Source organism: Pelagerythrobacter marensis (genome assembly GCF_036700095.1).
GTDB classification, from domain to species: Bacteria; Pseudomonadota; Alphaproteobacteria; order Sphingomonadales; family Sphingomonadaceae; genus Pelagerythrobacter; species Pelagerythrobacter marensis_A.
The window spans coordinates 2,015,832-2,040,186 of the sequence record NZ_CP144918.1 but is presented as its reverse complement, the minus strand read 5'-3'; the positions used below and the strand labels follow the sequence as shown (position 1 = coordinate 2,040,186).

The 24,355-nt window shown below is 65.1% G+C and carries 27 protein-coding genes, 1 tRNA gene and 1 other RNA gene; 13 read left to right on the top strand and 16 right to left on the bottom strand.

Annotated features, from left to right (window positions below):
* Positions 1 to 6: 6 nt before the first annotated feature.
* Positions 7 to 768 (bottom strand): TorF family putative porin, encoded by a 762-nt coding sequence (locus V5F89_RS09655; protein WP_338445439.1) that lies wholly within the window; start codon positions 766 to 768, stop codon positions 7 to 9.
* Between the two features lie 265 nt (positions 769 to 1,033).
* Here V5F89_RS09655 and V5F89_RS09650 point away from each other — a divergent pair, with 265 nt between their 5' ends.
* Both V5F89_RS09650 and V5F89_RS09645 read left to right on the top strand, forming a co-directional pair.
* A complete protein-coding gene (locus tag V5F89_RS09650) occupies positions 1,034 to 1,837 on the top strand; it encodes a metallophosphoesterase family protein (RefSeq protein WP_338445438.1) in 804 nt (267 codons plus the stop codon).
* Positions 1,834 to 3,144: a UDP-glucose/GDP-mannose dehydrogenase family protein gene (locus tag V5F89_RS09645; protein ID WP_338445437.1), complete on the top strand. Its 1,311-nt coding sequence runs from the start codon at positions 1,834 to 1,836 to the stop codon at positions 3,142 to 3,144. The genes V5F89_RS09650 and V5F89_RS09645 overlap by 4 nt, the downstream gene beginning before the upstream one ends.
* Here V5F89_RS09645 and rnpB read toward each other — a convergent pair.
* The 4 genes from rnpB to V5F89_RS09625 form a co-directional block, all read right to left on the bottom strand.
* Positions 3,145 to 3,567, bottom strand: an RNA gene (gene rnpB, locus V5F89_RS09640) — RNase P RNA component class A.
* 6 nt (positions 3,568 to 3,573) lie between these two features.
* Positions 3,574 to 4,278, bottom strand: a complete 705-nt coding sequence (locus V5F89_RS09635) for an N-acetylmuramoyl-L-alanine amidase (RefSeq protein ID WP_338445436.1) — start codon at positions 4,276 to 4,278, stop codon at positions 3,574 to 3,576.
* A 1-nt stretch (position 4,279) separates the two neighbouring features.
* Positions 4,280 to 4,924, bottom strand: coding sequence for a histidine phosphotransferase family protein (locus V5F89_RS09630; protein WP_338445435.1), 645 nt, complete (start codon positions 4,922 to 4,924; stop codon positions 4,280 to 4,282).
* A 51-nt stretch (positions 4,925 to 4,975) separates the two neighbouring features.
* The gene (locus V5F89_RS09625) at positions 4,976 to 5,371 is read right to left on the bottom strand and encodes a M67 family metallopeptidase (RefSeq protein WP_338447553.1); all 396 of its coding nucleotides are present in this window, start codon (positions 5,369 to 5,371) and stop codon (positions 4,976 to 4,978) included.
* A 16-nt stretch (positions 5,372 to 5,387) separates the two neighbouring features.
* On the opposite strand from V5F89_RS09625, the gene V5F89_RS09620 reads away from it, so the two are divergent.
* A complete protein-coding gene (locus V5F89_RS09620) occupies positions 5,388 to 6,344 on the top strand; it encodes an RluA family pseudouridine synthase (protein WP_338445434.1) in 957 nt (318 codons plus the stop codon).
* 123 nt (positions 6,345 to 6,467) lie between these two features.
* Positions 6,468 to 7,373: an RNA polymerase sigma factor RpoH gene (gene rpoH / locus V5F89_RS09615; protein ID WP_338445433.1), complete on the top strand. Its 906-nt coding sequence runs from the start codon at positions 6,468 to 6,470 to the stop codon at positions 7,371 to 7,373.
* An 84-nt stretch (positions 7,374 to 7,457) separates the two neighbouring features.
* Here rpoH and V5F89_RS09610 read toward each other — a convergent pair whose 3' ends face one another.
* On the bottom strand, positions 7,458 to 8,201 hold the full coding sequence (locus V5F89_RS09610; RefSeq protein ID WP_338445432.1) for an SDR family oxidoreductase: 744 nt from the start codon (positions 8,199 to 8,201) through the stop codon (positions 7,458 to 7,460).
* Between the two features lie 106 nt (positions 8,202 to 8,307).
* On the opposite strand from V5F89_RS09610, the gene V5F89_RS09605 reads away from it, so the two are divergent.
* The 4 genes from V5F89_RS09605 to V5F89_RS09590 all read left to right on the top strand — a co-directional run bounded on the left by V5F89_RS09605 (position 8,308) and on the right by V5F89_RS09590 (position 11,284).
* Complete coding sequence (locus tag V5F89_RS09605; protein WP_338445431.1) at positions 8,308 to 8,688, top strand: helix-turn-helix domain-containing protein; 381 nt, start codon at positions 8,308 to 8,310, stop codon at positions 8,686 to 8,688.
* 42 nt (positions 8,689 to 8,730) lie between these two features.
* Positions 8,731 to 9,399, top strand: a complete 669-nt coding sequence (mtgA, locus tag V5F89_RS09600; RefSeq protein WP_338445430.1) for a monofunctional biosynthetic peptidoglycan transglycosylase — start codon at positions 8,731 to 8,733, stop codon at positions 9,397 to 9,399.
* Between the two features lie 118 nt (positions 9,400 to 9,517).
* Entirely contained in the window at positions 9,518 to 10,438 is a 921-nt protein-coding gene (locus tag V5F89_RS09595) for a cation diffusion facilitator family transporter (RefSeq protein WP_338447552.1), read from the top strand.
* Positions 10,439 to 10,519: 81 nt separating this feature from the next.
* Positions 10,520 to 11,284 carry an SDR family oxidoreductase gene (locus tag V5F89_RS09590; protein WP_338445429.1) on the top strand — a complete coding sequence of 255 codons (765 nt, stop codon included), beginning with the start codon at positions 10,520 to 10,522 and terminating at the stop codon, positions 11,282 to 11,284.
* Positions 11,285 to 11,309: 25 nt separating this feature from the next.
* On the opposite strand, the gene V5F89_RS09585 is transcribed toward V5F89_RS09590, so the two are convergent.
* The 3 genes from V5F89_RS09585 to V5F89_RS09575 form a co-directional block, all read right to left on the bottom strand.
* Positions 11,310 to 11,519, bottom strand: a complete 210-nt coding sequence (locus V5F89_RS09585; RefSeq protein ID WP_338445428.1) for a hypothetical protein — start codon at positions 11,517 to 11,519, stop codon at positions 11,310 to 11,312.
* Between the two features lie 159 nt (positions 11,520 to 11,678).
* Positions 11,679 to 12,941, bottom strand: coding sequence for an ATP-dependent Clp protease ATP-binding subunit ClpX (clpX, locus tag V5F89_RS09580; protein ID WP_338445427.1), 1,263 nt, complete (start codon positions 12,939 to 12,941; stop codon positions 11,679 to 11,681).
* A 177-nt stretch (positions 12,942 to 13,118) separates the two neighbouring features.
* Positions 13,119 to 13,817, bottom strand: a complete 699-nt coding sequence (locus tag V5F89_RS09575) for an ATP-dependent Clp protease proteolytic subunit (protein ID WP_338445426.1) — start codon at positions 13,815 to 13,817, stop codon at positions 13,119 to 13,121.
* 245 nt (positions 13,818 to 14,062) lie between these two features.
* Between V5F89_RS09575 and V5F89_RS09570 the strand changes: the two genes are divergently transcribed.
* Positions 14,063 to 15,433 carry a sodium:proton antiporter gene (locus V5F89_RS09570; protein WP_338445425.1) on the top strand — a complete coding sequence of 457 codons (1,371 nt, stop codon included), beginning with the start codon at positions 14,063 to 14,065 and terminating at the stop codon, positions 15,431 to 15,433.
* A gap of 68 nt (positions 15,434 to 15,501) precedes the next feature.
* Here the strand turns inward: V5F89_RS09570 and tig are convergent, their stop codons facing one another.
* Positions 15,502 to 17,094: a trigger factor gene (gene tig, locus V5F89_RS09565; RefSeq protein ID WP_338445424.1), complete on the bottom strand. Its 1,593-nt coding sequence runs from the start codon at positions 17,092 to 17,094 to the stop codon at positions 15,502 to 15,504.
* Between the two features lie 60 nt (positions 17,095 to 17,154).
* Positions 17,155 to 17,239 (bottom strand) — tRNA-Leu (locus V5F89_RS09560).
* Between the two features lie 161 nt (positions 17,240 to 17,400).
* Here V5F89_RS09560 and V5F89_RS09555 point away from each other — a divergent pair.
* Positions 17,401 to 17,580, top strand: a complete 180-nt coding sequence (locus V5F89_RS09555) for a hypothetical protein (protein WP_338445423.1) — start codon at positions 17,401 to 17,403, stop codon at positions 17,578 to 17,580.
* Between the two features lie 72 nt (positions 17,581 to 17,652).
* The gene (locus tag V5F89_RS09550) at positions 17,653 to 17,934 is read left to right on the top strand and encodes a DUF3297 family protein (RefSeq protein WP_338445422.1); all 282 of its coding nucleotides are present in this window, start codon (positions 17,653 to 17,655) and stop codon (positions 17,932 to 17,934) included.
* 6 nt (positions 17,935 to 17,940) lie between these two features.
* Here V5F89_RS09550 and V5F89_RS09545 read toward each other — a convergent pair whose 3' ends face one another.
* On the bottom strand, positions 17,941 to 18,732 hold the full coding sequence (locus tag V5F89_RS09545) for a CHAP domain-containing protein (protein WP_338445421.1): 792 nt from the start codon (positions 18,730 to 18,732) through the stop codon (positions 17,941 to 17,943).
* Positions 18,733 to 18,850: 118 nt separating this feature from the next.
* Here V5F89_RS09545 and der point away from each other — a divergent pair, with 118 nt between their 5' ends.
* Together der and V5F89_RS09535 are read left to right on the top strand one after the other, a co-directional pair.
* Positions 18,851 to 20,275, top strand: a complete 1,425-nt coding sequence (der, locus tag V5F89_RS09540; RefSeq protein ID WP_338445420.1) for a ribosome biogenesis GTPase Der — start codon at positions 18,851 to 18,853, stop codon at positions 20,273 to 20,275.
* A complete protein-coding gene (locus tag V5F89_RS09535; RefSeq protein WP_338445419.1) occupies positions 20,275 to 20,763 on the top strand; it encodes a DUF2721 domain-containing protein in 489 nt (162 codons plus the stop codon). The genes der and V5F89_RS09535 overlap by 1 nt, the downstream gene beginning before the upstream one ends.
* A gap of 24 nt (positions 20,764 to 20,787) precedes the next feature.
* Here the strand turns inward: V5F89_RS09535 and bfr are convergent, their stop codons facing one another.
* The 4 genes from bfr to V5F89_RS09515 form a co-directional block, all read right to left on the bottom strand.
* On the bottom strand, positions 20,788 to 21,273 hold the full coding sequence (bfr, locus tag V5F89_RS09530) for a bacterioferritin (RefSeq protein WP_338445418.1): 486 nt from the start codon (positions 21,271 to 21,273) through the stop codon (positions 20,788 to 20,790).
* 126 nt (positions 21,274 to 21,399) lie between these two features.
* Positions 21,400 to 21,591: a (2Fe-2S)-binding protein gene (locus V5F89_RS09525; RefSeq protein ID WP_338445417.1), complete on the bottom strand. Its 192-nt coding sequence runs from the start codon at positions 21,589 to 21,591 to the stop codon at positions 21,400 to 21,402.
* A gap of 64 nt (positions 21,592 to 21,655) precedes the next feature.
* Positions 21,656 to 22,942 carry a DUF418 domain-containing protein gene (locus V5F89_RS09520; protein ID WP_338445416.1) on the bottom strand — a complete coding sequence of 429 codons (1,287 nt, stop codon included), beginning with the start codon at positions 22,940 to 22,942 and terminating at the stop codon, positions 21,656 to 21,658.
* 118 nt (positions 22,943 to 23,060) lie between these two features.
* The gene (locus V5F89_RS09515) at positions 23,061 to 24,179 is read right to left on the bottom strand and encodes an SPOR domain-containing protein (protein ID WP_338445415.1); all 1,119 of its coding nucleotides are present in this window, start codon (positions 24,177 to 24,179) and stop codon (positions 23,061 to 23,063) included.
* Positions 24,180 to 24,355 lie beyond the last annotated feature (176 nt).

The window sequence follows — 24,355 nt, the reverse complement described above, 5'->3', positions numbered from 1 at the left end:
CCCCCGTCAGAAACTCATGCCCAGCGTTGCCACCACGGCATCGTCGGTCAGGCCGTCGACCGAAGGCCCTTCGGTGCCGACATAGGTAACGCCGATCTCCAGCCCGCCCAGGACCGTGGCGCTGGCGCCCAGCGCCCAGTCCAACCCGCTCTCGTCGGTCGAGCCGGCAAGCGCAGGCGGCGCCAGCACCCCGTCGGTATAGCCGAGATGCCCGCTGAGACTGATCGGCGTATTCGGAATGCCGATGCCCAGGTCGGTATAGACGTAGAGGTTGTCGCTGTCGCCCAGCGCGTCCTGGTCGAAGGCGTAGGCAGCACCGAGCGTGGCCTCGGCCGGCCCCAGAGTGAACGCGACAGAGGCATAGGGTTCGAAATAGTCGGTATCGGCGCCCAGCCCCTCGGTCGGGTACATGTAATAGAGGAGACCGACATCCAGCGTCACTCCGTCGGATACTTCGCCGCTCCAGCCGCCGTAAAGGTCCAGCTCGACATCGCCGAGCAGATCGGTCCCGCCATCGTCGATCGAGCTGCCCCAGGTGCCGACGTAGAACCCGCTTGCGTGCGTCAGGTCGATGCCGCCCTGGATGGCGAGATCGCCGCCCGACAGCGAAACCCCGCGGAAGCGATAGTCGCTGGTGATCGCGACATTGCCGGACACCTCCACCGCCGCCGGGGGATCGGCCCGGTCCTGCGCCTGTGCGGGCACAGCGACCATGACCGTGGATGTAAGAAAGGTTGCGGCCGCAAGGCCGCGGATGGACGTGAGCATGACAAACTTCCTTGCGTTTGCAGTTGTGCTTCGTCCCACCTGCCGGTCCGCCGGGTGCTTCGCTTTGTCGAGCACACTCTTGCGGACGCGAAACAATCGTGCAGCATGGTGCTGCACCGCACAAGAAATATTTCCTCAACCGCGATTCAGCCATCGTACTGTTGATTTCATGCACCAGTCGTGTGGCCGCGCCGCACGCAGACACCGGTTGCCGCGCGCGGGCCGCTGCCCTATCGGCGGCGGGTTCACGTTCCGAAGCAATCCGATGTTCGAACCTTTACGCAAGATCTTCCGCAGCCGCACCAGGCTTCCGGCCCCGGCCGTGCCGGAGGGGCAGCGCGTCTATGCCATCGGCGACATCCACGGCAGGCTGGACCTGTTCGACGAACTGATCGCCGCGATCGAGCGCGACGACGAAGCGGCAGGTCCGGCGCAGACGACCATCGTTCTGCTGGGCGATCTCGTCGATCGCGGCCCGGACAGCGCCGGCGTCGTGCGCCGCGCGCGCGAACTCCAGGCGCGCCGCCCGACCCGCATCCTCGCCGGCAATCACGAGGAGATGTTCCTCGAATCCTTCGGCGACCGGCGCCTGCTGCGGCATTTCCTGAAACACGGCGGGCGCGAGACGCTGCTCAGTTACGGTGTCCCGCGCAAGCGCTACAACGACAGCACGCTCGACGAGCTGCAGGCCCTGATGCACGAGACCGTGCCCGCCGCCGATCGCGAGTTCCTGGCCGCGGCAGAGGAATACATCGTCATCGGCGACTACCTGTTCGTGCACGCCGGAATTCTTCCCGAGGTCTCGCTGGAGGAACAGTCGCGCCATGACATGCTGTGGATCCGCGACCGGTTTCTGAAGTATTCGGGGCGCCATTCGCATGTCGTCGTTCACGGACATACGATCTGCCCCGAGATCGAGGAATGCGACAATCGCATCGGTATCGATACCGGCGCCTATCGTACCGGCAAGCTGACCGCCCTGGTGCTGGAGGGGCAATCGCGCCGCTATATCCAGGCGACCGACGATGACGGCGATCTATCGGTTTGTGAAATGGAGAGTTTACGATGAAAATCGCGATGGTCGGTTCGGGCTATGTCGGCCTTGTTTCCGGCGCCTGCTTTGCCGACTTCGGCCACGAAGTGGTCTGCATCGACAAGGATCAGTCGAAGATCGACCGTCTTTGCGAAGGCATAATGCCGATTTACGAACCGGGCCTGGCCGCGCTGGTGGAAAACAACACGGCGGCCGGGCGTCTGTCGTTCACCACCGATCTCGCCGCGGGAATCGCGGGTGCGCAGGCCGTGTTCATCGCCGTCGGCACCCCCAGCCGCCGGGGCGACGGACATGCCGATCTTTCCTTCGTGCACGCGGTCGCGCGCGAGGTGGGCGAGAAGCTCGCGAACGATGCGGTCGTCGTCACCAAGTCCACCGTACCCGTTGGCACCGGGGACGAAGTGGAACGGATCATTGCCGAAACCGGCTGCACGCACCGCGTCTCCGTCGTGTCGAACCCCGAATTCCTGCGCGAAGGCGCCGCTATCGGCGATTTCAAGCGTCCCGATCGCATCGTCATCGGGGCGGAGGACGAATTCGGGCGCGAGGTCATGCGCGAAGTCTATCGCCCGCTGTTCCTGAACGAATCGCCGATCCTGTTCGTCAGCCGGCGCAGCGCCGAGCTGATCAAATATGCCGCCAACGCTTTCCTGGCGACGAAGATCACCTTCATCAACGAAATGGCCGATCTGTGCGAGAAAGTCGGCGCCAACGTGCAGGACATCAGCCGCGGCATCGGCATGGACAACCGCATCGGGCCCAAGTTCCTCCATGCCGGGCCGGGATACGGCGGTTCGTGCTTCCCGAAGGACACGCTGGCGCTGCTCAAAACGGCCGAAGATTATGACAGTCCCGTGCGCATCGTCGAGGCGGTGGTGAAAACCAACGACACCCGCAAACGCGCGATGGGCCGCAAGGTGATCGAGGCACTGGGCGGCGTGGACGCCGCACGCGGCAAGAAAGTCGCGCTGCTGGGCCTGACCTTCAAGCCCAATACCGACGACATGCGCGACAGCCCGGCGATTGCGATCGCCCAGGCGCTGGCCGATGCCGGGGTCGACGTCGCCGGATACGATCCCGAAGGGATGGAGCAGGCCGCGCCGCTAATGCCGGAAGTGCGCATGTGCGCCAGCGCCTACGAGGCGATAGACGGTGCCGACGCCGTGGTCATCGTGACCGAATGGGATGCCTTCCGCGCGCTCGATTTCGCCCGCGTGAAGGCGCTGGCCAATGCGCCGGTGCTGGTCGATCTCAGGAACATCTACAAGCCCGACGACATGCGCGCGGCCGGCTTCACTTATGTCAGCGTGGGGCGGGGATAGAATGCCAGGGGGCCTGTAAGCCGGGTTCTGTCTCGCGGGCGGTATCCCGCCCTCGTTTCCTCGGGAGAGACCGGCCCCGCGAGGGCAGCCATTCATCTAGGCGACGGATCGCTCCGTGCGCTCGAGCAGCCAACCCGGGCGGTCGAGGCGAAACACCTCTGCTCTTGCGAGCGCGCCGCCCCTATTCGGCCTTGCTCCGGGTGGGGTTTGCCGTGCGGGCGCCGTTGCCGGAACCCCGGTGCGCTCTTACCGCACCCTTTCACCCTTGCCCGGCCCGTTTCCGGGCCGTCGGCGGTCTTCTCTCTGTGGCACTTTCCCTGAACCGGCTTGCGCCGGCCCGGCGGGCGTTACCCGCCACCCTTGTTTCGTGGAGCCCGGACTTTCCTCGGACGCTTGCGCGTCCGCGGCTGCCCGGCCCCCTGGCCCCGCCTATCTAGCGTGTCCCCGGTCGCGATCCAAGAGCAACTGGAACAGGATGGCCCGAACCTGGCCGTCGATCTCGCCATCGATCCTTTCGGGCCGCCAGCGCCGCTGAAACGCCTCAACCGCCTTGCGGCCATCGGTCACGTCGTATCCGAACCGCTCGAGCGCGAGGTAGAAAGCCGCGTCGTTGTCGAACGGATCGCCACGCTCCAGCTTGCGGGGCCGGGGCAGGCACAGGCCGTACCCGGCGAGGCGTTCCCATGGAAACAGCTCGCCCGGGTCGATCTTGCGCGCCGGGGCCACGTCCGAATGGCCGACCACATTGGCACGGGGAATGTCGTATCGCTTCACGATCCGCGCCACCAGCGGCACCAGAGCGGCGATCTGCGGCTCGGCAAAGGCGCGATAGCCCAATCCGTGCCCGGGATGGTCGAGTTCGATCCCGATGCTGGCCGAATTCACATCCTTGTGGCCGCGCCAATAGGCGACGCCGGCATGCCAGGCGCGCTTTTCCTCCGGCACCAGTCGGGTAACCTCGCCGGCTTCCGAAATCAGATAGTGCGCGCTGACCCCGGCCCCCGGATCGCACAGCCGCTCCAGCGCAGCCTGCGCACTTTCCATTTCGGTATAGTGGATGACCACCATCGAAACCGGCAAGGTCCGCTCGTTCCAGTTGGGCGAAGGCCGTTCGTGGTGGACAAGCTCGTCCATGTCAGCCGTTGGGCAGCACGGCGCCCAGCACCAGGGCCTCGCCGGTCAGCTTGTACTGCAGGCCGCCGCGTGCGTGATCGGCCAACAGATAGAGCATATGCGCCGCGGCAGTGCGGCTCGACAGCTCCTCCCGCGGCAGATTGCCTTCCAGCGCGGCACCGATCGATTCGTCGAACGCCACTTTCGTCCCCGCAGACCGGACCACGATTTCGCTCGCGCCGTCGCGGATTTCGGCCCCGATATCCAGCGTGCCGCCCCGCACCAGCGCGTCGATGCCCATGTGCGCGAAATTGAGCAGGACTTTCACCACCGGCTTGGGCAGGCGCGTTTCGGAAAGCGCCCAGTTGACCTGGATCCGCTTGGCATCGCCCACCAGCGCATCGACCACCGACCGCGCCTCCGCGACGTCCACCTCGTCGCCGAAACCGCCCGCGGCGCCGTAGGCGAGGCGAAAGAACTTCAGCTTGTCGGCGCTGATCCGCGCGCTCTGTTCCAGCAACTCGAAGCAGCGCTGGCGCATTTCGGGGTCCTTCTCCTCCGCCAGCAGCTCCAGGCCGTTGGACAGGGCCCCGACCGGGCTGAGCATATCGTGGCACAGCCGCGAACACAGCATAGTGGCGAGGTCGATGGCGTCGGAATTGGTCATGGGATGAAAAGCTTGCCCCGTATGGCTTGGTTAATGCCCCGGCAGGGAGCCTTACCGATCTATGACTCGCAGGGAAAGCGGTTCGAAGCCCGCTTCGTCGTCCCGCCAGAACCGCACCTCGCCTTTCGCGGCGATGGCCCAGACCCGGCCGTCGTGCACCGCCAGCGCGCGGTCGACCGAAGATGGGCGCGCCGGACCGGCCGGATGCGAGTGATAATAGCCCACGACACCTGGCCCGCCGGCGCGCGCGGCCCGGTATGCATCGATCAACGTCTGCGGGTCGATCTCGAAATGCCGCTCGGGCGCGGAGTGGACGTTCGCGGCCGGTTCGATCGCGCGGACGGTTCCGCCTTCGCCCAGCAGGATACCGCAGCATTCGCGCGGGTGCGCCAGCGCCGCCTCGTCCAAAATGCGTTCGATCACCGCTATTGTGACTTCCACCATCATCACGCATGGCTCTAGCATGTCTGGCAGGGAATTCACCGGCGGAAGTATCGCGGGCACGCTGGAGGGCGGCGAGCGCCTCGACAGGGCGCTGGCGAAAGCGTCGGGCCTTTCGCGAGAGCGGGTCAAGACGCTGATCGGCGAAGGCCGCGTTACCGTGGCCGGCGTGGCCGCGCACAGCGCCTCGGCCCGGGCGGCACAGGGCGCCGCCTTCGCGATCGACGTGCCGCCGGCCGCCCCATTGGCCGCCGAAGCGCAGGACATTCCCCTCGACATCGTGTTCGAGGACGACGACTTGGTGGTGGTCGACAAGCCCGCGGGCATGGTCGTTCACCCGGCAGCCGGCAATCGCGACGGCACGCTGGTCAACGCGCTGCTGCACCATTGCCGCGGCCGCCTGTCGGGGATCAACGGCGTCGTTCGCCCGGGGATCGTCCACCGCATCGACAAGGACACGTCCGGCCTGCTGGTCGTGGCGAAGACCGATGCCGCGCACGAGGGGCTGGCCCGCCAGTTCGCCGATCATTCGATCGCCCGGACCTATCTCGCGGTTTGCGCGGGCCATCCGCACCCGCCGGCGGGAACGGTTTCGGGGAGGATCGGACGGTCGGATGCCAATCGCAAGAAAATGGCCGTGCTGCCCCCCGGTTCGCAGCGGGGGAAGCATGCCGTCACGCATTACCGCACGGTGAAGCTGCTCGACGCATGCGCCCTGATCGAATGCCGGCTGGAAACCGGTCGGACCCACCAGGTGCGCGTTCATTGTTCGTCAATCGGCCATCCTCTATTGGGTGATCCTGTATATGGACGCACACCTGCGGCTCTCCGCCCGCTTCTCAGGCAGCTCGGCTTCGCGCGGCAGGCGCTCCACGCCGCATCGCTCGGATTCGATCATCCGGTTACCGGCGAGAGGGTGGATTTCCGCGCCGAACTGCCCGCCGACATGCGGGAACTCATCGACGAAACCACTCGTTGAAATCGATGAAATGCGGTTCAACCCGCCCCCTTTGCGTCCTATATGCGAATACGTGGCCCGCACCACGGGGTGCCCGGCAGGGGCCCCGGCTCGCGCGGTCGACACGAGAAAGGTCAGGGTAAAGTGAGCAACAACAAGGCATTGAGCATTCCCACGCTCGGCGGTGAGCAGAGCCTCAACCGCTATCTTTCCGAAATCAAGAAGTTCCCGGTGCTGACGGCGGAGCAGGAATACATGCTCGCCAAGCGTTACGAGGAGCACGACGATCCCGAGGCGGCGGCGCAGCTCGTGACCAGCCACTTGCGGCTCGTGGCCAAGATCGCGATGGGCTATCGTGGTTACGGTCTGCCTGTCAGCGACCTCATTTCCGAAGGCAATGTGGGCCTGATGCAGGGCGTCAAGAAGTTCGAGGCCGATCGCGGTTTCCGCCTCGCGACTTACGCGATGTGGTGGATCAAGGCCTCGATCCAGGAATTCATCCTCCGCTCGTGGTCGCTCGTGAAGATGGGCACCACCGCGGCGCAGAAGAAGCTGTTCTTCAACCTGCGGCGGATGAAGAAGAATCTCGACGCTTACGAAGATTCCGATCTTCGTCCCGAAGACGTGGCAAAGATCGCGACCGATCTCGGCGTTCCCGAGCAGGAAGTGATCAACATGAACCGGCGAATGATGATGGGCGGCGACGGCTCGCTCAATTCGCCGATGCGCGGCGGGGAGGAAGGCTCGGGCGAGTGGCAGGACTGGCTGACCGACGAGCGCCCGCTGCAGGACGAGACGGTCGCCGACGCCGAAGAGGCCGACGTGCGCCACGAAATGCTGGTCGAGGCGATGGCCAGCCTCAACGATCGCGAGAAGCACATTCTCACCGAACGCCGGCTGACGGAAAACCCGCAGACGCTCGAGGAACTGAGCCAGGTCTACGACGTCAGCCGCGAACGCATTCGGCAGATCGAGGTGCGCGCGTTCGAGAAGCTGCAGAAGGCCATGCAGCGCATCGCCGGCGAAAGGCTGCTGCCGGGCGTCGCATAAGGCGCCGCGCTACGCGCGATACACGAAGACGGGGCGCAAAGGGCCGAACCTTTGCGCCCCGTTTCTTACACCGGCGGCCTGCGATCAGATGCGGGAAATCATCGCCAGAGCTTCCTCGAAACGCCCCTCCTTCTCCGCGTTGCGCAGCAGCAAGGAGTTGGGGACGAACACTTCGGCCGGCGGATCGCCGCTTTCGAACTGCGCCATGACCTGATCGATGAACGTGTCGAGCGGCAGATAGCCTTCGCGCGTCGACTGGCCCGGCGTCAGTTCGGTCTGCACCCCGGGAGGCGCGAGTTCGATCACCTCGACCTGCCCTTCCAGCTTGGCCCGGAGCGAGATCGTATAGCTGTGGATCGCCGCCTTGGTCGCCGAATATGTCGCGGCCTTGGGCATGGGCACGAACGCGAGCCCCGAAGTGACGTTGACGATCGCCGCATCGGCCCGCCCCTTGAGGTGATCGACAAGCGCATCGGTCAACCGGATCGGGCCGAGCAGGTTCGTAACGACAGTCGCCTCCGCATCGGAGAGATCGCGCTTCGTCGTCACGTCTTCGTAGTGCATGATCCCGGCATTGTTCACGAGGACGTTGAGCGCGGGAAACCGGGCCACGATCTCCCGTGCGAACCGTTCGATATCGGCGGGATCGGAGACGTCGAGCGTCATCGCATGGATGTTCGCATGGCCTTCGGCGGTTTCTGCGAGCGAAGCCTCGCTGCGCCCGGCCACGATCACCGTGTTGCCGAGATCGTGCCAGCGTCGCGCGAGTTCGCGGCCGATCCCGGTGCCGCCACCGGTGACAAGAATCGTGTTGCCGCTGGTCTTCATGGGGGAACCTTTCTCTGCTTGAGTTGGAAAGCCCCATCAATCTAGTTCGTAATTTCCCGGTCAAAAGCAGGCACTACGAAGTGCGATAGTTACCAGAAGGAAAGAAATGAAGAAGCCGCAGTGCACGCGCTACCATCCGGATCCGCGGATCGATGCACTGGTCGATGAAACGATCGGTCGAGTGGCGGACAAATGGACTCTCCTCCTCCTCGAAGCCCTGGAGGAAGGCGGGGAGCAGCGTTTCAGCGCGCTCGGCCGCGCCGTGCCGGGAATCAGCCAGAAAATGCTGACCCAGACGCTCCGCCAGATGGAGCGCGAGGGGCTGGTGATACGCACCGTCCATCCCGAGGTTCCGCCGCGGGTCGAATATCGCCTGACCGACCTCGGCCACGATCTTGCCGAAGCGTTCTGCGGCGTATGGCACTGGGCCGAACGGAACATCGACAGGATCGAAGCCGCCCGCGCCGCGTTCGACGCGCGCAAGTAAGACGATTGCACGCGGCCGCCGCACATCCTATCCGCTCGCCACATGCGCTGGTTCCTGACGCTCCTCGTCAAGCTGATACTGTGGTTCGTCGGCCTCAGCCTGGCGCTGGTGTTGATCTATCGCTTCGTTCCCCCTCCGGTGACCGCCACGATGCTGATGGACCCCAACGGCATAACCAAGGACTGGGAGCCGCTGTCGAACATCGACCGCAATCTTGTCACGGCAGTGATCGCGGCGGAGGACGGCAAGTTCTGCAGCCACGACGGCTTCGACCGCGAGGCGATCGAGCAGGCCATGGCGCGCAACGCCGAAGGTGGGCGCATTCGCGGCGGATCGACGATCAGCCAGCAAACGGCGAAGAATGTCTTCCTGTGGCAGGGCGGCGGCTACGTTCGCAAGGGGTTCGAGGCATGGTTCACATTTCTGATCGAGCAGATCTGGGGCAAGCGGCGGATCATGGAGGTCTATCTCAACGTCGCGGAGACCGGCATCGGCACCTACGGCGCGGAAGCCGGGGCGCAGCGATATTTCAACCATTCCGCCGCACGCCTCACGCGCACCCAGGCAGCCCGCATGGCCGCCGCCCTGCCGCTGCCCAAGAAGCGTTCGGTGGTCAATCCGACCGGCTTCACGCGCCGTTACGGCAACACCATCGCCGCGCGAATGGGCGTAGTGCGGCGGGAAGGGCTCGACGCGTGCGTTTACGAATAGGGTCGAATCCCATCGATCGCTTTGATGTTATTTTGTACCCTGTTGATAATACTATATTTTCTTGAACCGTCATTGCCTGCGCGCTAGGGAATCGGCGACAGATCGGGAGGAACGCGCTCTGGCCCATTCGCACAGCCATTCGGCGCACGGACACGGGGCCGGCCATTACCACGCGCCGGCCGACTTCGGCCGCGCGTTCGCGATCGGGGTCGTGCTCAACAGCGCCTTCGTCCTGATCGAGGCGACGTACGGGTTCCTTTCCGGGTCGATGGCGCTGGTGGCCGATGCCGGGCACAACTTGTCCGACGTGCTGAGCCTGCTGCTCGCCTGGGCCGCGGCGACTGCGGCGAAACGCCCCGCATCCGGGCGGTTCACCTATGGGTTCAAGAGTTCGACCATCCTTGCAGCCCTGGCCAATGCCGGCCTGCTGCTGGTGGCCATCGGCGCGATCCTGTTCGAAACGATCCGCCGCTTCGCCGAGCCGGCTGCGGTAGAAGGCACGACGATGATCGTGGTGGCCGGCATCGGGATCGTCATCAATGCCGGCACTGCCATGCTGTTCATGCGCGGCCGTCATGACGATCTGAACATTCGCGGCGCCTTCCTGCACATGGCCGCCGACGCGCTGGTTTCGCTGGGTGTGGTGATCGCCGGCGTGGCGATCCTGCTGACCGGGGCGAACTGGGTCGATCCGCTGACCAGCCTGGCCATCGTGGCGGTGATCGGCTGGGGCACCTGGGGGCTGCTCAAGGACAGCGTAAAGATGGGCCTGCTGGCAGTGCCCGACCGGATCGCCGAGGAGGATGTGCGCGGCTATCTCGGTCAGCTGGCCGGCGTGGAGGCGATCCACGACCTTCACATCTGGCCGATGAGCACGACCGAAACCGCGCTGACGGCCCATCTGGTCATGCCCGGCGGGCATCCCGGCGATGCGTTCCTGCACCGGATAGCCCACGAACTCGAGCACAAGTTCGGTATCGGCCATGCCACCGTGCAGGTGGAAACCGAAGCCGACGCCCATTGCGCCGACTGCACCTGAGTTCGCCCGCACGAAACGGGAAGCGGCCCGCACCGGGCCGCGACTAGACGAGGGTCTCATCCAGAAGTGAAGGAGACCCGCATGTCATTGCTTGCCGACAAAACGATCATCGTCACCGGCGCGAGTTCGGGCATAGGCCGGGCAGCCGCGCGGCTCTTCGCAGCGCAGGGCGCGCGGCTCGTCCTCGTCGCCCGCCGCGCGGAAATGCTGGACGAGGTCGCAAACGAGATCGCCCGGCGGGGCCGAGAGGCGATCTCCTGCCCAGGCGATGTCACCGCCGCAGAATGCCACGCACGCGCCGTGGAGGCTGCGCTGGAACGATACGGGCGGCTCGATGGCGCGTTCAACAACGCCGGCATTGTCGGTGCGATGAAACCGCTGGCCGAGCTTGCCGAGAGCGAGTGGAACGAAACGGTGGCCGTGAACCTGACCGCCGCGTTTCTGGCGGCGCGCGCGCAAGTTCCCGCACTGCTGGCCGGTGGCGGCGGCAGCCTTGTCTTCACCAGCACATTTGTCGGATCGAGCGTCGGAATGCCCGGAATGGGCGCCTACGGCTCGGCCAAGGCCGGTCTGGGCGGCCTGGTGAAATCGATCACCGCAGATTACGGCCACCGCGCCATCAGGGCCAATGCCCTGATGGCGGGTGGAACCGATACGCCGGCCGCCGGAACCGACGAGGCCAGGGCCTGGGCCGCCGGTCTGCACCCGGTCCGGCGCATCGCTCAGCCGGAAGAGATTGCCAATGCCGCCCTGTTCCTGCTCAGCGATCTGTCGAGCTTCGTGGTCGGCAGCGCCTTGTGGGCCGATGGCGGCAATTCCGCCACCAAGGTGCAGGCAGGCGGCTGACGTCGCAACGGCCTTGGCGCCCCGGTTACTGGGCCTGTTCGTTACCGGCGGCGCCTTCTTCCTGCGCCGGCAGCTCGCCGTTCGGGTCGCTTTCGACGAGTTCGGCGACCTGGTCGTAAACCTGCGCATTGTCTTCCATCTGCTGCTGCAGCGGGGGGTTCTGCTCACCGACATTGCGGAAGAACCCGCTCGCGTCGCGCAGAAGCTTCGCGGCGAGATGTGCGTTGGTAGCCATGAATGAAATTCCTCGTATTCGCATCAACAGGCGGGCCGGTGTATGCCGCCGGCCCGTCGCGCAGCCGTGTGCCGCGCCTCGAACGCCTTTCTACAGGCTATGTCGGCCGCAGCGGGCCGATCGATGGGGGCAGCGATAGCGGCTGCCCGGCGGCCCCGGTCAGGCCGCTTCTTCCTTTTCTTCGCCGCCGAGCACGCGGATCGGCTCCTTGCGGCCTTCGACCACGTCGCGATCGATCACGATCTCGCTGACGCCCTCCATGTCGGGAAGGTCGAACATCGTATCGAGCAGGATGCCTTCCACGATCGAACGCAGTCCGCGCGCGCCGGTCTTGCGCTGGATCGCCTTCTCCGCGATCGTGCGCAATGCATCTTCGGTGAACGTCAGTTCGACGTCCTCAAGCTCGAACAGCTTGCGATACTGTTTCGCCAGCGCGTTCTTCGGCTCGCTGAGAATCTTCACCAGCGCGTCGATATCGAGATCGCGCAGCGTGGCGATCACCGGCAGGCGACCGACGAATTCGGGGATCAGTCCGAATTTGAGAAGGTCTTCCGGCTCGCACTTTTCGAGCAGCTCGCCCACGCGGCGCTTGTCCGGGTCGGCGACATGGGCGCCGAAACCGATCGAACGCTTCTGAAGCCGGTCGGCAATGACTTTCTCCAGCCCCGCGAAGGCGCCGCCGCAGATGAACAGGATATTGGTCGTATCGACCTGCAGGAATTCCTGCTGCGGATGCTTGCGGCCGCCCTGCGGCGGGACGGAGGCGGTGGTGCCCTCCATCAGCTTGAGCAGCGCCTGCTGCACGCCCTCGCCCGATACGTCGCGGGTGATCGAGGGGTTTTCCGCCTTGCGGGTGATCTTGTCGATCTCGTCGATATAGACGATGCCGTGCTGCGCCTTGTCGACGTTGTAATCGCTGGCCTGCAGCAGCTTCAGGATGATGTTCTCGACATCTTCGCCGACATAGCCGGCTTCGGTCAGCGTGGTCGCATCGGCCATCGTGAACGGCACGTCGAACGTGCGCGCCAGCGTCTGCGCCAGCAGCGTCTTGCCCGATCCGGTCGGACCGACCAGCAGGATGTTCGACTTGGCCAGTTCCACGTCGCCGGCCTTGCCCGAATGCTTCAGCCGCTTGTAATGGTTGTGGACCGCGACCGAAAGCACGCGCTTCGCGCGGTCCTGCCCGATCACGTAGTCGTTCAGAGTCGCGAAGATGTCGTTCGGCGTCGGGACTTCGCCTTCCTTGCGCCCCGTCAGCCCGGCCTTGGTCTCTTCGCGAATGATGTCGTTGCACAGCTCGACACATTCGTCGCAGATGAACACGGTGGGTCCGGCGATGAGTTTCCTCACCTCGTGCTGCGATTTGCCGCAGAAGCTGCAATACAGCGTGGACTTGCTATCGGTTCCGCTCAACTTGGTCATTCCCGTAATTCCCGAACCCCGATGCGCACATCGCATCGGATTCGACCGACTCTAAAGCCGGATGGTCATTAATCAACATATCGGGCCTAGCATTTACATGTTGCCACAGGCTGAAGCGGCAATGTGGTCCGAATGCCAGGGTTGTGTCCCACGCCGGGGCGAACCCCGGCGCCGGCCTTACTCCGGCCCGCCGCCGGAACCCGATTCCTCGCCCGGCTCCTCGTTTTCGGGCCGGGTTTCGAACACCTTGTCGACGATGCCGAACTTCATCGCTTCGTCGGCTTCGAGGAAGGTGTCGCGGTCCATTGCCTTCTCGATATCGGAAAGGCTCTGGCCGGTGTATTTGACGTAGAGATCGTTCATCCGCTGGCGGATACGCAGGATCTCGCGCGCCTGAATCTCGATGTCGCTGGCCATGCCGCGCGCGCCGCCCGATGGCTGGTGCACCATGATGCGCGCATTCGGCAGCGCGATCCGCATGCCCGGCTCGCCCGCAGCCAGCAGAAAACTGCCCATCGAAGCCGCCTGCCCCACGCACACGGTGGAAACGCGCGGCTTGATGTACTGCATCGTGTCGTGGATCGCCATGCCCGCCGTCACCACGCCGCCGGGCGAATTGATGTACATACTGATCGGCTTCGACGGGTTTTCGCTTTCCAGGAACAGCAGCTGTGCGACGATCAGCGATGCCATCCCGTCTTCGACCTGCCCTGTCACGAACACGATCCTTTCGCGCAGCAGGCGGCTGAAAATGTCGAAGCTGCGCTCGCCCCGGCTGGTCTGCTCGACCACCACCGGCACCAGCGCGCCCGTCACCGGATCGCGGGTGAACTGCCCCTGCGAAGCGTGGGCATCGGTGCCGAACAGGTCGATCATGCAAAAATTCCTCTCGTCAGAAGTGCGACGGGCTATGTCGCGATAGCTGGCGCGATGTTCAAGGGCATTAACCTTCGGCCGGCAAATTTGCCGCGGGAAACCGGCTGGCACGCGGTCGATTCGCTTGCTTTGTCCCCCGGCGATGGCAAAGTGCCGCCCATGAAACGAATTCCCGCGCTCCCGGCGGCTGGAATGCTGCTGTCTCTTGCGCCGATGACCGCCCAGAGGCGGTAGCGAGACGACGAGTGATCTTCGATCCGCGAATTTTTCTTTTCGTCCTGTTCGGGCTCGCCCTGATTCTGGCCGTGCCGCTGGAGCGGCACCTGGGCCGATACTGGCTTTCGGTCCCGATCGTCTATGTTGCCGCAGGCTACCTGATCTGGTCGCTGCCGCTCGGGCTTCCGGCGATCAACCCGGCGCAAGACGGTTTCGACGCCCTGACGCTGGAATACATCACCGAATTCATCGTCATCGTGTCGCTGATGGCAGCGGGCATTGCGATCGACAGGCCGGTGAGCTGGGTGAACTGGCGCCAGATCTGGCCGTTGCTGGCCATTGCCATGCCGCTGACGGTCGCGGCAGTGGCATTTCTCGGCTGGTGGGCCCTGGGGCTCGCCCCGGCCAGCGCGATCCTGCTGGGCGCGGCGCTCGCGCCGACCGATCCGGTCCTGGCACGCAGCGTACAGGTCGGCCCGCCGGGCGAGAACCAGCGCCACGACCTGCGCTTCAGCCTGACTGCAGAGGCGGGGTTGAACGACGGGCTCGCGTTTCCCTTCACCTATCTGGCGATCGCGGCTGTGGGGATGACCGCACTGGGCAGCTGGACGCTCGAATGGGTGGCCCTCGATCTCGTCTGGCGCATTGCGGCCGGGATCGCCATGGGCTGGGCGATCGGACGGGCCGGCGCTTGGTTCGTGTTCGAGCGGGAGGCCGACCCGTCCATCGCCGACGTCGACCGCGAGCGTCCTCCCCCCTACTCGACCAGCGAAGGGCTGATCGTTCTCGGCACGCTGCTGCTCGCCTATGGCGCGGCCGAGCTTGTCGGCGGCTATGGTTTTCTCGCCGTGTTCGTGGGCGCAGTGACCACGCGCCAGCGGGAAAACGCCAGCCGCTATCACAAGATCAGCCACCACTTCATCGATCAGATCGAACAGATCGTGCTGGTCATCGTGCTGTTCGGCTTCGGCGCCATGCTGGCCAGCGGCGTGCTCGATGCGCTGACCTGGCCCGCGGCGCTGGTCGGCCTGGCGCTGATTTTCGTGATCCGGCCAGCGGCGGGACTTTGTGCGGAAAGCCTGTCGAACCTGCCGCTTGCCGGGAAACTGGCCCTGGCTTTCCTTGGCGTGCGCGGGATCGGTTCGATCTACTATATGGCTTACGGACAAACCCACGCCGATTTCACCGGATTGAGCACCCTCTGGGCGACCGCGAGCTTCGTTATCCTCGTATCCATCCTCGTGCACGGGGTGGTGTCGGGGCCGCTCATTACCCTGATCGAGCGGCGCGGCGAGCATATCCACGTCGGCAGCGCGCCGGAAATGTTCGCCCTGTCGCCCGAAGCCGCGCTCGAGAAACTCGAAAACAGGAAAGACGACGCGACCGACCGGTCGGAGTAAGATTCGAAAAAGGGCGGCGGACCCTGTCGCCCGCCGCCCTTCCGACCGTGGAAATCGATTGACAGACTTCAGGACTTGGCCGCGGCTTTCTTCGCCGGAGCTTTCTTGGCGGGTGCCTTCTTGGCAGGCGCCTTCTTGGCAGCCGGTTTCTTCTCCGCAGCCTTTGCCTCGTCGCCTTTCGCAGCCGGAGCTTTCTTCGCCGGGGCCTTCTTCGCTGCGGGCTTCTTGGCTGCGGCCTCGCTCTCGTCCGCCTTCTTGGCCGGGGCCTTCTTGGCGGTGGTCTTCTTGGCCGGGGCCTTCTTCTTCGCCGCGGGCTTCGCTTCGGCAGCGTCCTCGTCCGCCTCGATCGCAGCCTCCAGCTCCTCGCGCGTCACTTCGCGCTCGGTAATTTCGGCCTTGTCGAACAGGAAGTCGACCACCTTGTCCTCGTAAAGCGGTGCACGCAGCTGGGCCGCCGCCATCGGCTCGGACTGGATATACTGCATGAACCGCTCTCGGTCCTCGGCGCGATATTGCTGCGCGGCCTGCTGGACCAGCATGCTCATTTCCTGCTGGCTGACCTCGACCCCGTTCTTCTGGCCGATCTCGCTGAGCAGCAGGCCGAGGCGCACCCGGCGTTCGGCGATGCGCCGGTAATCGTCCTTCTCGGCCTCGATTTCCTTGAGCGCCTTGGCCGGATCCTCGTCGCGCGCGGCCTCCTGCTGAAGCTGGGCCCAGATCTGTTCGAATTCGGCATCGACCATGCCTTCGGGAACCTCGAAATCATGCCCTGCCGCAAGCTGGTCGAGCAGCTGGCGCTTCATCTGCGTGCGGGTGAGCCCGGCAGTTTCCTGCTCGAGCTGGCCGCGCAGGAGTTCCTTCAGCTTGTCGAGGCTCTCGAGGCCGAGATTCTTGGCGAACGCGTCGTCGATCTTCGTCTCGTCCTCGACCTTCACCTGCTTCACCGTCACGGCGAACTGGGCTTCCTTGCCCGCAAGGTGTTCGGCCGGATAGTCTTCGGGGAAGGTTACGGTAACGGTCTTCTCGTCGCCGGCCTTGGCTCCGGCGAGCTGCTCCTCGAAACCGGGAATGAACTGTCCCGCCCCGATCACCAGCGGCGCATCCTCGGCCTTGCCGCCTTCGAACTCGACACCGTCGATCGAACCGGTGAAATCGATGATCAGCTGGTCGCCTTCAGCGGCCTTCTTCGTCTTGGCCGCGTCCTTGTAGCTTTTCTGCTGGCCGGCAATCCGCTCCAGCGCTTCGTCGACCGCCTTGTCGCTGACGGGAACGGTCAGGCGTTCCAGCGACAGGCCGTCGGTTTCCGGCGTGTCGATCTGGGGCAGAACCTCCATCTCCACTTCGAGCACCGCGTCCTTGCCCTGTTCGTACCCTTCGGCGAGTTCGACTTTCGGCTGCATCGCCGGCCGCAGGTTCTTCTCGCGAATGAGATCGTCGACCGAGCTGCGAATCGCATCGTTGACGACTTGCGCGTGGACGCTTTCCCCATGCATCTTGCGGATCAGATTGGCGGGCACTTTGCCGGGGCGGAAGCCGGGCATCCGCACCTGCGGGGCGATCTTCTTCACCTCGGCGTCGACGCGGGCCTCGATATCCTTGGCCGGAATGGTCACCTCGTAACCGCGCTTGAGGCCTTTGCTGGTGGTCTCTTTGATCTGCATGATGCGAACTTAAGCCTTTTCGAAATCGCGTTTTATCGAAGGGACGCCGGGCCGGAGGACTGGTGCGGGCGAAGGGACTCGAACCCCCACATCTTTCGATACTGGTACCTAAAACCAGCGCGTCTACCAGTTCCGCCACGCCCGCAACCCGAACGAAGCCGCGCGTGGGAAACCCACACGAACAGGGGAGCGCCCTTAGAAGGGCGGGCCGAAAAGGGCAAGCGTCGCGATTGCCGACGGTCCCGGCCATGGAACGCAAGGCCCCCGCACGGCGTTCCCCCTTCGAACCCCAGCGAGGAAAATACCATGGCCACCCAGCCCGATCCGGCCCCCGACAGAATCGAACCCGTATCGCCGCCGGAAACCCCGCCCGACAGCCCGCCGATGGAAGATCCCATGCGCGATCCGGACGAGATCGATCCGCCCAGCCCGGACACCGACGTGCCCGATCGCGGGCCGATCGAAACCCCGCCGCCACCGGATTGACCGGGCGCCGTCCGATCGCCGAACTTCGATTGATTATTGCGGGCATCTGCGCACCGCACTAGGGCGCTCGGCATGAGCGACGAACATGACACCGATACCCCGCCCGACCGTCTCTCGGTCAATCCGCGAAGCGAATTCTTCGATGCCGAGAAGCTGCAGCGCGGCGTCGGCATTCGGTTCAAGGGCCGCGTTCGGACCGATATCGAAGAATACTCGATCTCCGGTGGCTGGGTGCGGGTGCAGGCCGGCAAGACCGTCGATCGCAAGGGTCAGCCGCTGACGCTCAAGCTCACCGGTCCGGTGGAGGCCTGGTACGAGGATCTCGGCGACGACGCGCCGGTTGCGCGCGCCTGAATCGGTTCAGTTGCCGTACCGCGCAAGAGCCGCCGCGATGGGATCGCTGCGAACAGCGGCAGGCGCTTCCTTGCGCCTGGGAAGCGCCTTGCGCTGAGGGGCGCCTCTCGAAACCGTCGATGCAGGCTGCCGAGGTGCCGCTGGCGCCATTCCGGCAAACGCGTTCAGGAAAGCTCGCGACGGCGTGGCCGAGGCCGGCGCGCGCGATCGAGCGGCGACCGCCCCTTCCGAGATCTGGGATTCGGCCTGACGCGGCGCGCGGGCCAGGCGTTGTGCCGGCAGATCGGGCTTGTCCGAATAGATGAATCCGTGGACGGGCCAGGGCGTCGTTCCCAGGCCGTCGATCGGATCGTACCAGACGCGAACCCGGCTCCAGTCGTTGTCGCGCGACACGTCGACCGCCTTGACGTCGCGCTCGATCTGCCCCCGCCGCCCGTCGATCGGGGACCAGTTGGCATGATCGAGCAGCACGGTGCGCCGGTCGATCACCCGGCTCACGGTCGCAACGTGACCCAGCCGCATACTGCCATGCGGCACGAAGGTCATGACCGCGCCGACGCGCGGCTCGTGCCCGCGTCGATAGCGCCCTTCGGCCTGATCCCACCAGGTATGGGCATCGCCGTATATCTGCACGCCGGAACGCTGCCGTGCATAAGGGACGCATTGGAGATAAGGCGGCAGTTCCTTGCCGTCCCCGGCGCTGGCGCCAACGCCGAACGACGCGCTGGAGTCCGCCTGGGCCGGCGCATGGAGCGCGCACAGGCCTGCCGCAGCGCAGATCAGGAAAAGTATCCTCATGCGGCAAGGAATTGCCGGTTCGTCCTTAACGTGATGCTGCGCAACATGGTTAATGGATATTAACCTTTGCTCCGCCGCGCTTGCCAAGCGCCGCGATAGCCGCCACCTGCCCTGGCGTATGACCCGCAAACCCCACGTCATCATCATCGGCCGGCCCAATGTCGGCAAGTCGACGCTGTTCAATCGCCTCGTCGGCAAGAAGCTGGCGCTCGTCGACGACCAGCCCGGGGTGACGCGCGACCGGCGCTTCGGCGATGCCGTGATCGCAGGGCTGGAATTCACGATCGTCGATACCGCCGGATGGGAAGACGACGATCCCGACACCCTGCCCGGCCGCATGCGCCGGCAAACAGAGATCAGCCTGGAAGGCGCCGATGCGGCACTGTTCGTTATCGACGCGCGCGCCGGCCTGACGCCGCTCGACGAAGAAATCGCGCGCTGGCTGCGCAGCCAGACATTGCCTGTCGTGCCCGTGGCGAACAAGGCAGAGGGCAAAGCAGGCGAAGCCGGCGTGCTGGAAGCATGGTCGCTCGGCTTCGGCGAACCGGTGCCCCTCTCGGCCGAGCACGGCGAAGGGGTGGCCGATCTGTTCGGCGCGCTCTGGCCGATCATCGGCGACAAGGCGGAAGGGTCGCAGGCGCACGACGGCGAGGATGGCGATCCCGGTCGGGAGGCCGAGAGCGGCGAGACGGCGAGCGAGGACGAAGCGGACCTCGGCCCGCTGAAGCTTGCCATCGTGGGGCGGCCCAATGCCGGAAAGTCGACCCTGATAAACCGGCTGCTGGGCGAAGATCGCCTGCTGACCGGCCCGGAAGCCGGGATTACACGCGATTCGATCGCGGTCGATTGGCACTGGACCGACCCTGCGAGCGGAACCGTGCGCGAAATTCGCCTGATCGACACCGCCGGAATGCGCAAGAAGGCGCGCGTCACCGAAAAGCTGGAAAGACTGAGCGTCGCCGATGCCCGGCGCGCGGTCGATTTCGCGGAAGTCGTGGTTCTTCTGCTCGATGCGACAAAAGGGCTCGAGCATCAGGATCTCAAGATTGCCGACATGGTGCTGCAGGAAGGCCGCGCGCTCATGGTGGCGATCAACAAGTGGGACATCGCCGAAAACGCCTCGTCGCTGTTCAACGGCGTCCGCGGCGCGCTCGACGAAGGCCTCTCGCAAGTTCGCGGGCTGCCGCTGTTCGCGGTCAGCGCCAGGACCGGCAAGGGGCTCGACACGATGCTCGCCGCTGCGTTCGAGCTTCGCGCAAGCTGGTCCAAGCGAGTGCCGACGGCAGCGCTCAACCGCTGGTTCGACGATGCGCTGGAAGCCAACCCGCCGCCTGCGCCCAAGGGCAAGCGAATCAAGCTGCGCTATATCACGCAGTCCAGCACGCGCCCGCCCCGTTTCGTGGTGTTCGGGACCCGGCTCGACATGTTGCCGAAAAGCTACGAACGCTATCTGGTGAACGGCATCCGGCGAGAGCTGGGTTTCGACGCAGTACCGGTGCGGGTGGTACTCAAGAGTCCGAAAAATCCGTATAAGAGCGAGTGATGATCGACCTGCTTTCCTCCGGCGGCGGCCTCGCGATCGAGATACTCGAACGCACGGCCAGCACCCCGCGGGTGCAGCAAATGGTGCAGCTCTCGCTCGCGCCTGCCTTCCTTCTGGGCGGTATCGGCGCGATCATGAATGTCATGATGTCGCGCATGATCTGGATCGCCGAGCGGATCGAACGGATCGAGCGCAGAATCGAGGACGGCAAGGCGGGCGAGGTCGAAATCAGCGAGCTGCCGTGGCTGGGCCAGCGGCGGCGGCACGCGCAGAAGGCGGTCGTGTTCTCGACCGCCTCGGCCGCGGTGATCAGCGTGGTGATCGGGCTGCTGTTCATCAGCGCCTACATTAAACCGCAGATCGGCACGATAACGGCGATGGCGTGGGTCCTGACGATGGTGCTGCTGATCATCGGCCTGGGTTTCTTCCTGCTCGAAACCCGGCTGGCCGCCCGCGGCGTTCGGCCAGCACGGAAGAAAAAGCGCTGAGCCGGCGCGCCGGGGCGCCCGCGATCAGTCCTCGTCGTCGGCCGGCTTGCTCTGCAACTGGACGTAGTTCTGCAGGCCCATCCGCGCGATCATGTCGAATTGCGTTTCGAGGAAATCGACATGCTCCTCTTCGTTTTCGAGGATGCGTTCGAATATCTCGCGGCTGACGTAGTCGCGCACGCTCTCGCAATGTTCGATGGCGTCGCGCAGCAGCGGGATCGCCTCGTGCTCCATCGCAAGGTCGGCCTTGAGGATTTCCTCGACCGTTTCGCCGACCTTCAGTTTATGGATCGCCTGGAAGTTGGGCAGGCCGTTCAGGAACAGGATACGCTCGGCAAGAATGTCGGCGTGCTTCATCTCGTCGATCGATTCATGCCGTTCGTAATCGGCCAGACGCTCGACGCCCCAGTCTTTCAGGACCCGGTAATGCAGCCAGTACTGGTTGATTGCCGTGAGTTCGTTGGTGAGTGCCTTGTTGAGGAACTCTATGACTTTCGCGTCGCCTTTCACGGGGCGCCTCCATCGATCCGAAATGCACAAGAAGCTATGCGCTTCGAGGGCTCCGATAGCAAGGGTGACAGCCCAAAAAATGGCGGAATTCCGCCATTTGCGAGCGATTAGCGTTAGCTTGGAAAATCAGGCCGCGCAGGCGGGAAGGAAGGCCATTTCGCGCTCTTCGGCCAGGATGTCTTCCGCATCGTCGAGGCACTGGCCGCAATTGGGACGCTTGCCCAGCGCGGCATAGATCGCCTCCGCATCGCCGGGACAACGCCGGGCCGTGCGGCGCAGGTCGCTTTCCCTGATGGCATTGCAGATGCAGACGTACATTTCGGCTCCTGCGAGTGATTCGCAGTCGCCAATTTATGCGAAGTCTTCGCAATAGCAACCCCTGTCATCGCCGCAGCGCGAACACCCGCCCATACGTCAGGCAGCGCCAGAGCCATTCGAGAGGGCCGTAGCGAAACCGTTCGAGCCAGGGCTTCGACCAGGCCAGCATGAGAACCCACATGCCCAGCACGACGAGATAGAGCGCCGGGCGGCCGAGTTCGCCGTAAAGCCCCCCGGCCCAGCCGTGAAACACCAGCATCATCGCGAGCGAAGTGCCGAGATAATTGGTAAAGGCCGCCCTGCCCGCCGCTGCCAGACGCACGGCCAGCCAGCCGCGCGCCTTCGCGCCCCAGAGCGCCAGCAGTGCGGCGAGACCGAGCACCATCGCCAGCCGCGGCAACGGCGAGAAGCCGACGAAGGCCGCGAGAGTCGCATAGTAGGTGAACCCCGTCGCCTTGGCCCAGAGCGCGATCGGCAGCGTCAGGAGACCGCCGCCGATCAGGCCGATCCAGCCCCATCGCCGCTGTCGTGCCGGATCGAAACCGCCGCTGAACAGCCCGAGGCGGTAGAGCGCCATGCCGACGAGCATCAACGGCAGCGTCTCCATCACCCACAGCATGATGTAGAACGACAGGTCGCTTGCATGCTCGGTCACGTTGTTCGCGACGAAATCGCCGTAGCGCCCGTCCGAAATGATCTCCAGCTCGCGGTGGCCGTTCTGCAGTTCCGTCGCCTTGCCCCGCTCCAGGTCCGCGCGCATTTCGGCGAAAGCGGCATGCTCGCCCAGTTCGGTGTCGGCGACGAAGTAGGTCGGGCCGATCATCGCGAGATAGAGCAACGCGCCGACGAGATAGCCGAGAAGCCCGACGACCAGCTGCGTCTTGATCGACCACTTGAGGCAGAGGACCGCCACGAGCCCGCAGACGGCGTAGGAGAACAGGATATCGCCGCGCCAGATCAGGAAGAAGTGGATCAGCCCGAACAGGCCGAGCCAGAACAGGCGCCGCACCTGGAGCCAGCGGGTCCGCCCCCGTGCCCAGGCCTTGTCCATGAACAGGACCAGCCCGGCCCCGAACAGCAGGGTGAAAAGGCCGCGCATCTTGCCATCGATCAGCACGAACTGCGCGACCCACAACCAGTTCGACGCTTCGCCATGCGGCACTGCAAAGGCCGCCGGATACATGTAAGCCGCGAAAGGCTGGCCGAAGGCGACGATATTGGCCGCCAGAATGCCGAGAACCGCAATGCCGCGAATGAAATCGAGGCTCGCGATCCGCTCGCCCGCCTTCGCGGGTGCCACCGGGGCCTGATCCGGCGCGCCGCTTCCCGCCACGCTCTGCCCGTCCGTCATCGATCGTTCCCCCCTCAAGCTCGCCGCCATACTAGCTGACGATGGTGCGGGGAACAGCGCAAATCCGTTCCGGCCACCGCCTCGGGTGCGGGCCGGTGCCGTCTCAAAGAGGACGACTCTAACGCGTCACGAGGCAGGCGTGGCCGCGCGCTTTCAGGCTGGCGCAAGCCGCCTGTGCCGCCGCGCGGCTGGCGAATCCTCCCGCCTGGAGCCTGGTCAGCCGCCCGGTCGGAACGAGGATCTTCGATTTGCCGGCAAGCGCCTCCAGCCCGGAGAGATCGCGCCAAAGGCGGTCTGCGTTGCCGGGGACGGAAAATGCGCCCAGCTGCACGCGCCACGGCCCGCTGGACGGGGGAGCAGCCGACGCCCGAGCCGGCTGTTGCGGCGGCGGAGAAGGCGCGGCGCGCGGCCGGGCATAGTCGGCGCCGGCTTCCGCCGGGCTGCCGGTGCCGGTTATGCGGCTTGCCTCTTCGATCGCGGCCTGCGCGGCGGCGATCGAGGGCGAAATTCCAGTGCTGGCGATCGGAGCCGGCACCCGGCCCGAGGTCGTGGGAACGGCCGGGGACGGCGCCTCCCGCACAGGTGCCGGCGGCGCGGCGCCGGTCGTCTCACCGCCCAGCGCCAGATCCGCAGCGGCCAGTTGCTGCGCGCGCGCGGCATCGCTGTCGCGCTTGAGCGATTGCGCGAGGACCTGCGCCTCCTGCCGGTCGGCGAGCGGAATATAGTCGTCCATCTGCTGGATCGCGGGGCTCGCCTGCGGCAAGCCGGCGGCATTGGCGAGCGTGAGCAGGGCGTAGGCCCGGACCCAATCCTTCTCCACCAGGTCGCCGTTGAAATGGGCAAGGCCCAGCAGATACTGGGCACGCGGATCGCCGCGCTCGGACGCAGCGATCACATAGGGCATCGCCTCTTCCCGGCGCCCGGCCTGGAACAGCATCAGGCCGAGATTGTCCGCAGCCTTGATATGACCCTGTGCCGCCGCCTTGGCGTAGAAAATCTCCGCCTGGGCGGGATCGCGCTCGACCCCCCGTCCCAGGCGATAGGCCTGGGCAAGGTTGAACTGCGCATCCGGGTCCCCCCGCGCGGCCGGCTCGCGCCATTCGCGCACGGCCGCAGCGAAGTCTCCGCGGCTCCACGCATCGACCCCTGCCTTGACGTCGGCAAGCGCGGGTGTCGCCACAGCAGCGGCGAGAACGGCGGCCGCGGCAAACGTCTGCAATCTGTGTGCGATCTTCATGATCGGCGGGTCCCCGATTTCCTCTGGCGAGAGCCTGACATAGTGAACAGTCCGTTAGCAAAGGGTTTCTAACCAATATCTCTCGTATCGCCACTGCCGAGCCGGACGTCCGTTAACCTTAAATTAGGGGTATCCTGCGATCTGCCTATCCGACCCGCTTTCAGGCGGTGGACAGG

Excerpts from the sequence above, each read along its gene's own strand:
- V5F89_RS09655 (WP_338445439.1), bottom strand. The coding sequence starts at position 768 with ATGCTCACGTCCATCCGCGGCCTTGCGGCCGCAACCTTTCTTACATCC.
- V5F89_RS09650 (WP_338445438.1), top strand. The coding sequence starts at position 1,034 with ATGTTCGAACCTTTACGCAAGATCTTCCGCAGCCGCACCAGGCTTCCG.
- V5F89_RS09645 (WP_338445437.1), top strand. The coding sequence starts at position 1,834 with ATGAAAATCGCGATGGTCGGTTCGGGCTATGTCGGCCTTGTTTCCGGC.
- V5F89_RS09635 (WP_338445436.1), bottom strand. The coding sequence starts at position 4,278 with ATGGACGAGCTTGTCCACCACGAACGGCCTTCGCCCAACTGGAACGAG.
- V5F89_RS09630 (WP_338445435.1), bottom strand. The coding sequence starts at position 4,924 with ATGACCAATTCCGACGCCATCGACCTCGCCACTATGCTGTGTTCGCGG.
- V5F89_RS09625 (WP_338447553.1), bottom strand. The coding sequence starts at position 5,371 with ATGATGGTGGAAGTCACAATAGCGGTGATCGAACGCATTTTGGACGAG.
- V5F89_RS09620 (WP_338445434.1), top strand. The coding sequence starts at position 5,388 with ATGTCTGGCAGGGAATTCACCGGCGGAAGTATCGCGGGCACGCTGGAG.
- V5F89_RS09610 (WP_338445432.1), bottom strand. The coding sequence starts at position 8,201 with ATGAAGACCAGCGGCAACACGATTCTTGTCACCGGTGGCGGCACCGGG.
- V5F89_RS09605 (WP_338445431.1), top strand. The coding sequence starts at position 8,308 with ATGAAGAAGCCGCAGTGCACGCGCTACCATCCGGATCCGCGGATCGAT.
- mtgA (WP_338445430.1), top strand. The coding sequence starts at position 8,731 with ATGCGCTGGTTCCTGACGCTCCTCGTCAAGCTGATACTGTGGTTCGTC.
- V5F89_RS09590 (WP_338445429.1), top strand. The coding sequence starts at position 10,520 with ATGTCATTGCTTGCCGACAAAACGATCATCGTCACCGGCGCGAGTTCG.
- V5F89_RS09585 (WP_338445428.1), bottom strand. The coding sequence starts at position 11,519 with ATGGCTACCAACGCACATCTCGCCGCGAAGCTTCTGCGCGACGCGAGC.
- clpX (WP_338445427.1), bottom strand. The coding sequence starts at position 12,941 with ATGACCAAGTTGAGCGGAACCGATAGCAAGTCCACGCTGTATTGCAGC.
- V5F89_RS09575 (WP_338445426.1), bottom strand. The coding sequence starts at position 13,817 with ATGATCGACCTGTTCGGCACCGATGCCCACGCTTCGCAGGGGCAGTTC.
- tig (WP_338445424.1), bottom strand. The coding sequence starts at position 17,094 with ATGCAGATCAAAGAGACCACCAGCAAAGGCCTCAAGCGCGGTTACGAG.
- V5F89_RS09555 (WP_338445423.1), top strand. The coding sequence starts at position 17,401 with ATGGCCACCCAGCCCGATCCGGCCCCCGACAGAATCGAACCCGTATCG.
- V5F89_RS09550 (WP_338445422.1), top strand. The coding sequence starts at position 17,653 with ATGAGCGACGAACATGACACCGATACCCCGCCCGACCGTCTCTCGGTC.
- V5F89_RS09545 (WP_338445421.1), bottom strand. The coding sequence starts at position 18,732 with ATGAGGATACTTTTCCTGATCTGCGCTGCGGCAGGCCTGTGCGCGCTC.
- der (WP_338445420.1), top strand. The coding sequence starts at position 18,851 with ATGACCCGCAAACCCCACGTCATCATCATCGGCCGGCCCAATGTCGGC.
- V5F89_RS09535 (WP_338445419.1), top strand. The coding sequence starts at position 20,275 with ATGATCGACCTGCTTTCCTCCGGCGGCGGCCTCGCGATCGAGATACTC.
- V5F89_RS09525 (WP_338445417.1), bottom strand. The coding sequence starts at position 21,591 with ATGTACGTCTGCATCTGCAATGCCATCAGGGAAAGCGACCTGCGCCGC.
- V5F89_RS09520 (WP_338445416.1), bottom strand. The coding sequence starts at position 22,942 with ATGACGGACGGGCAGAGCGTGGCGGGAAGCGGCGCGCCGGATCAGGCC.
- V5F89_RS09515 (WP_338445415.1), bottom strand. The coding sequence starts at position 24,179 with ATGAAGATCGCACACAGATTGCAGACGTTTGCCGCGGCCGCCGTTCTC.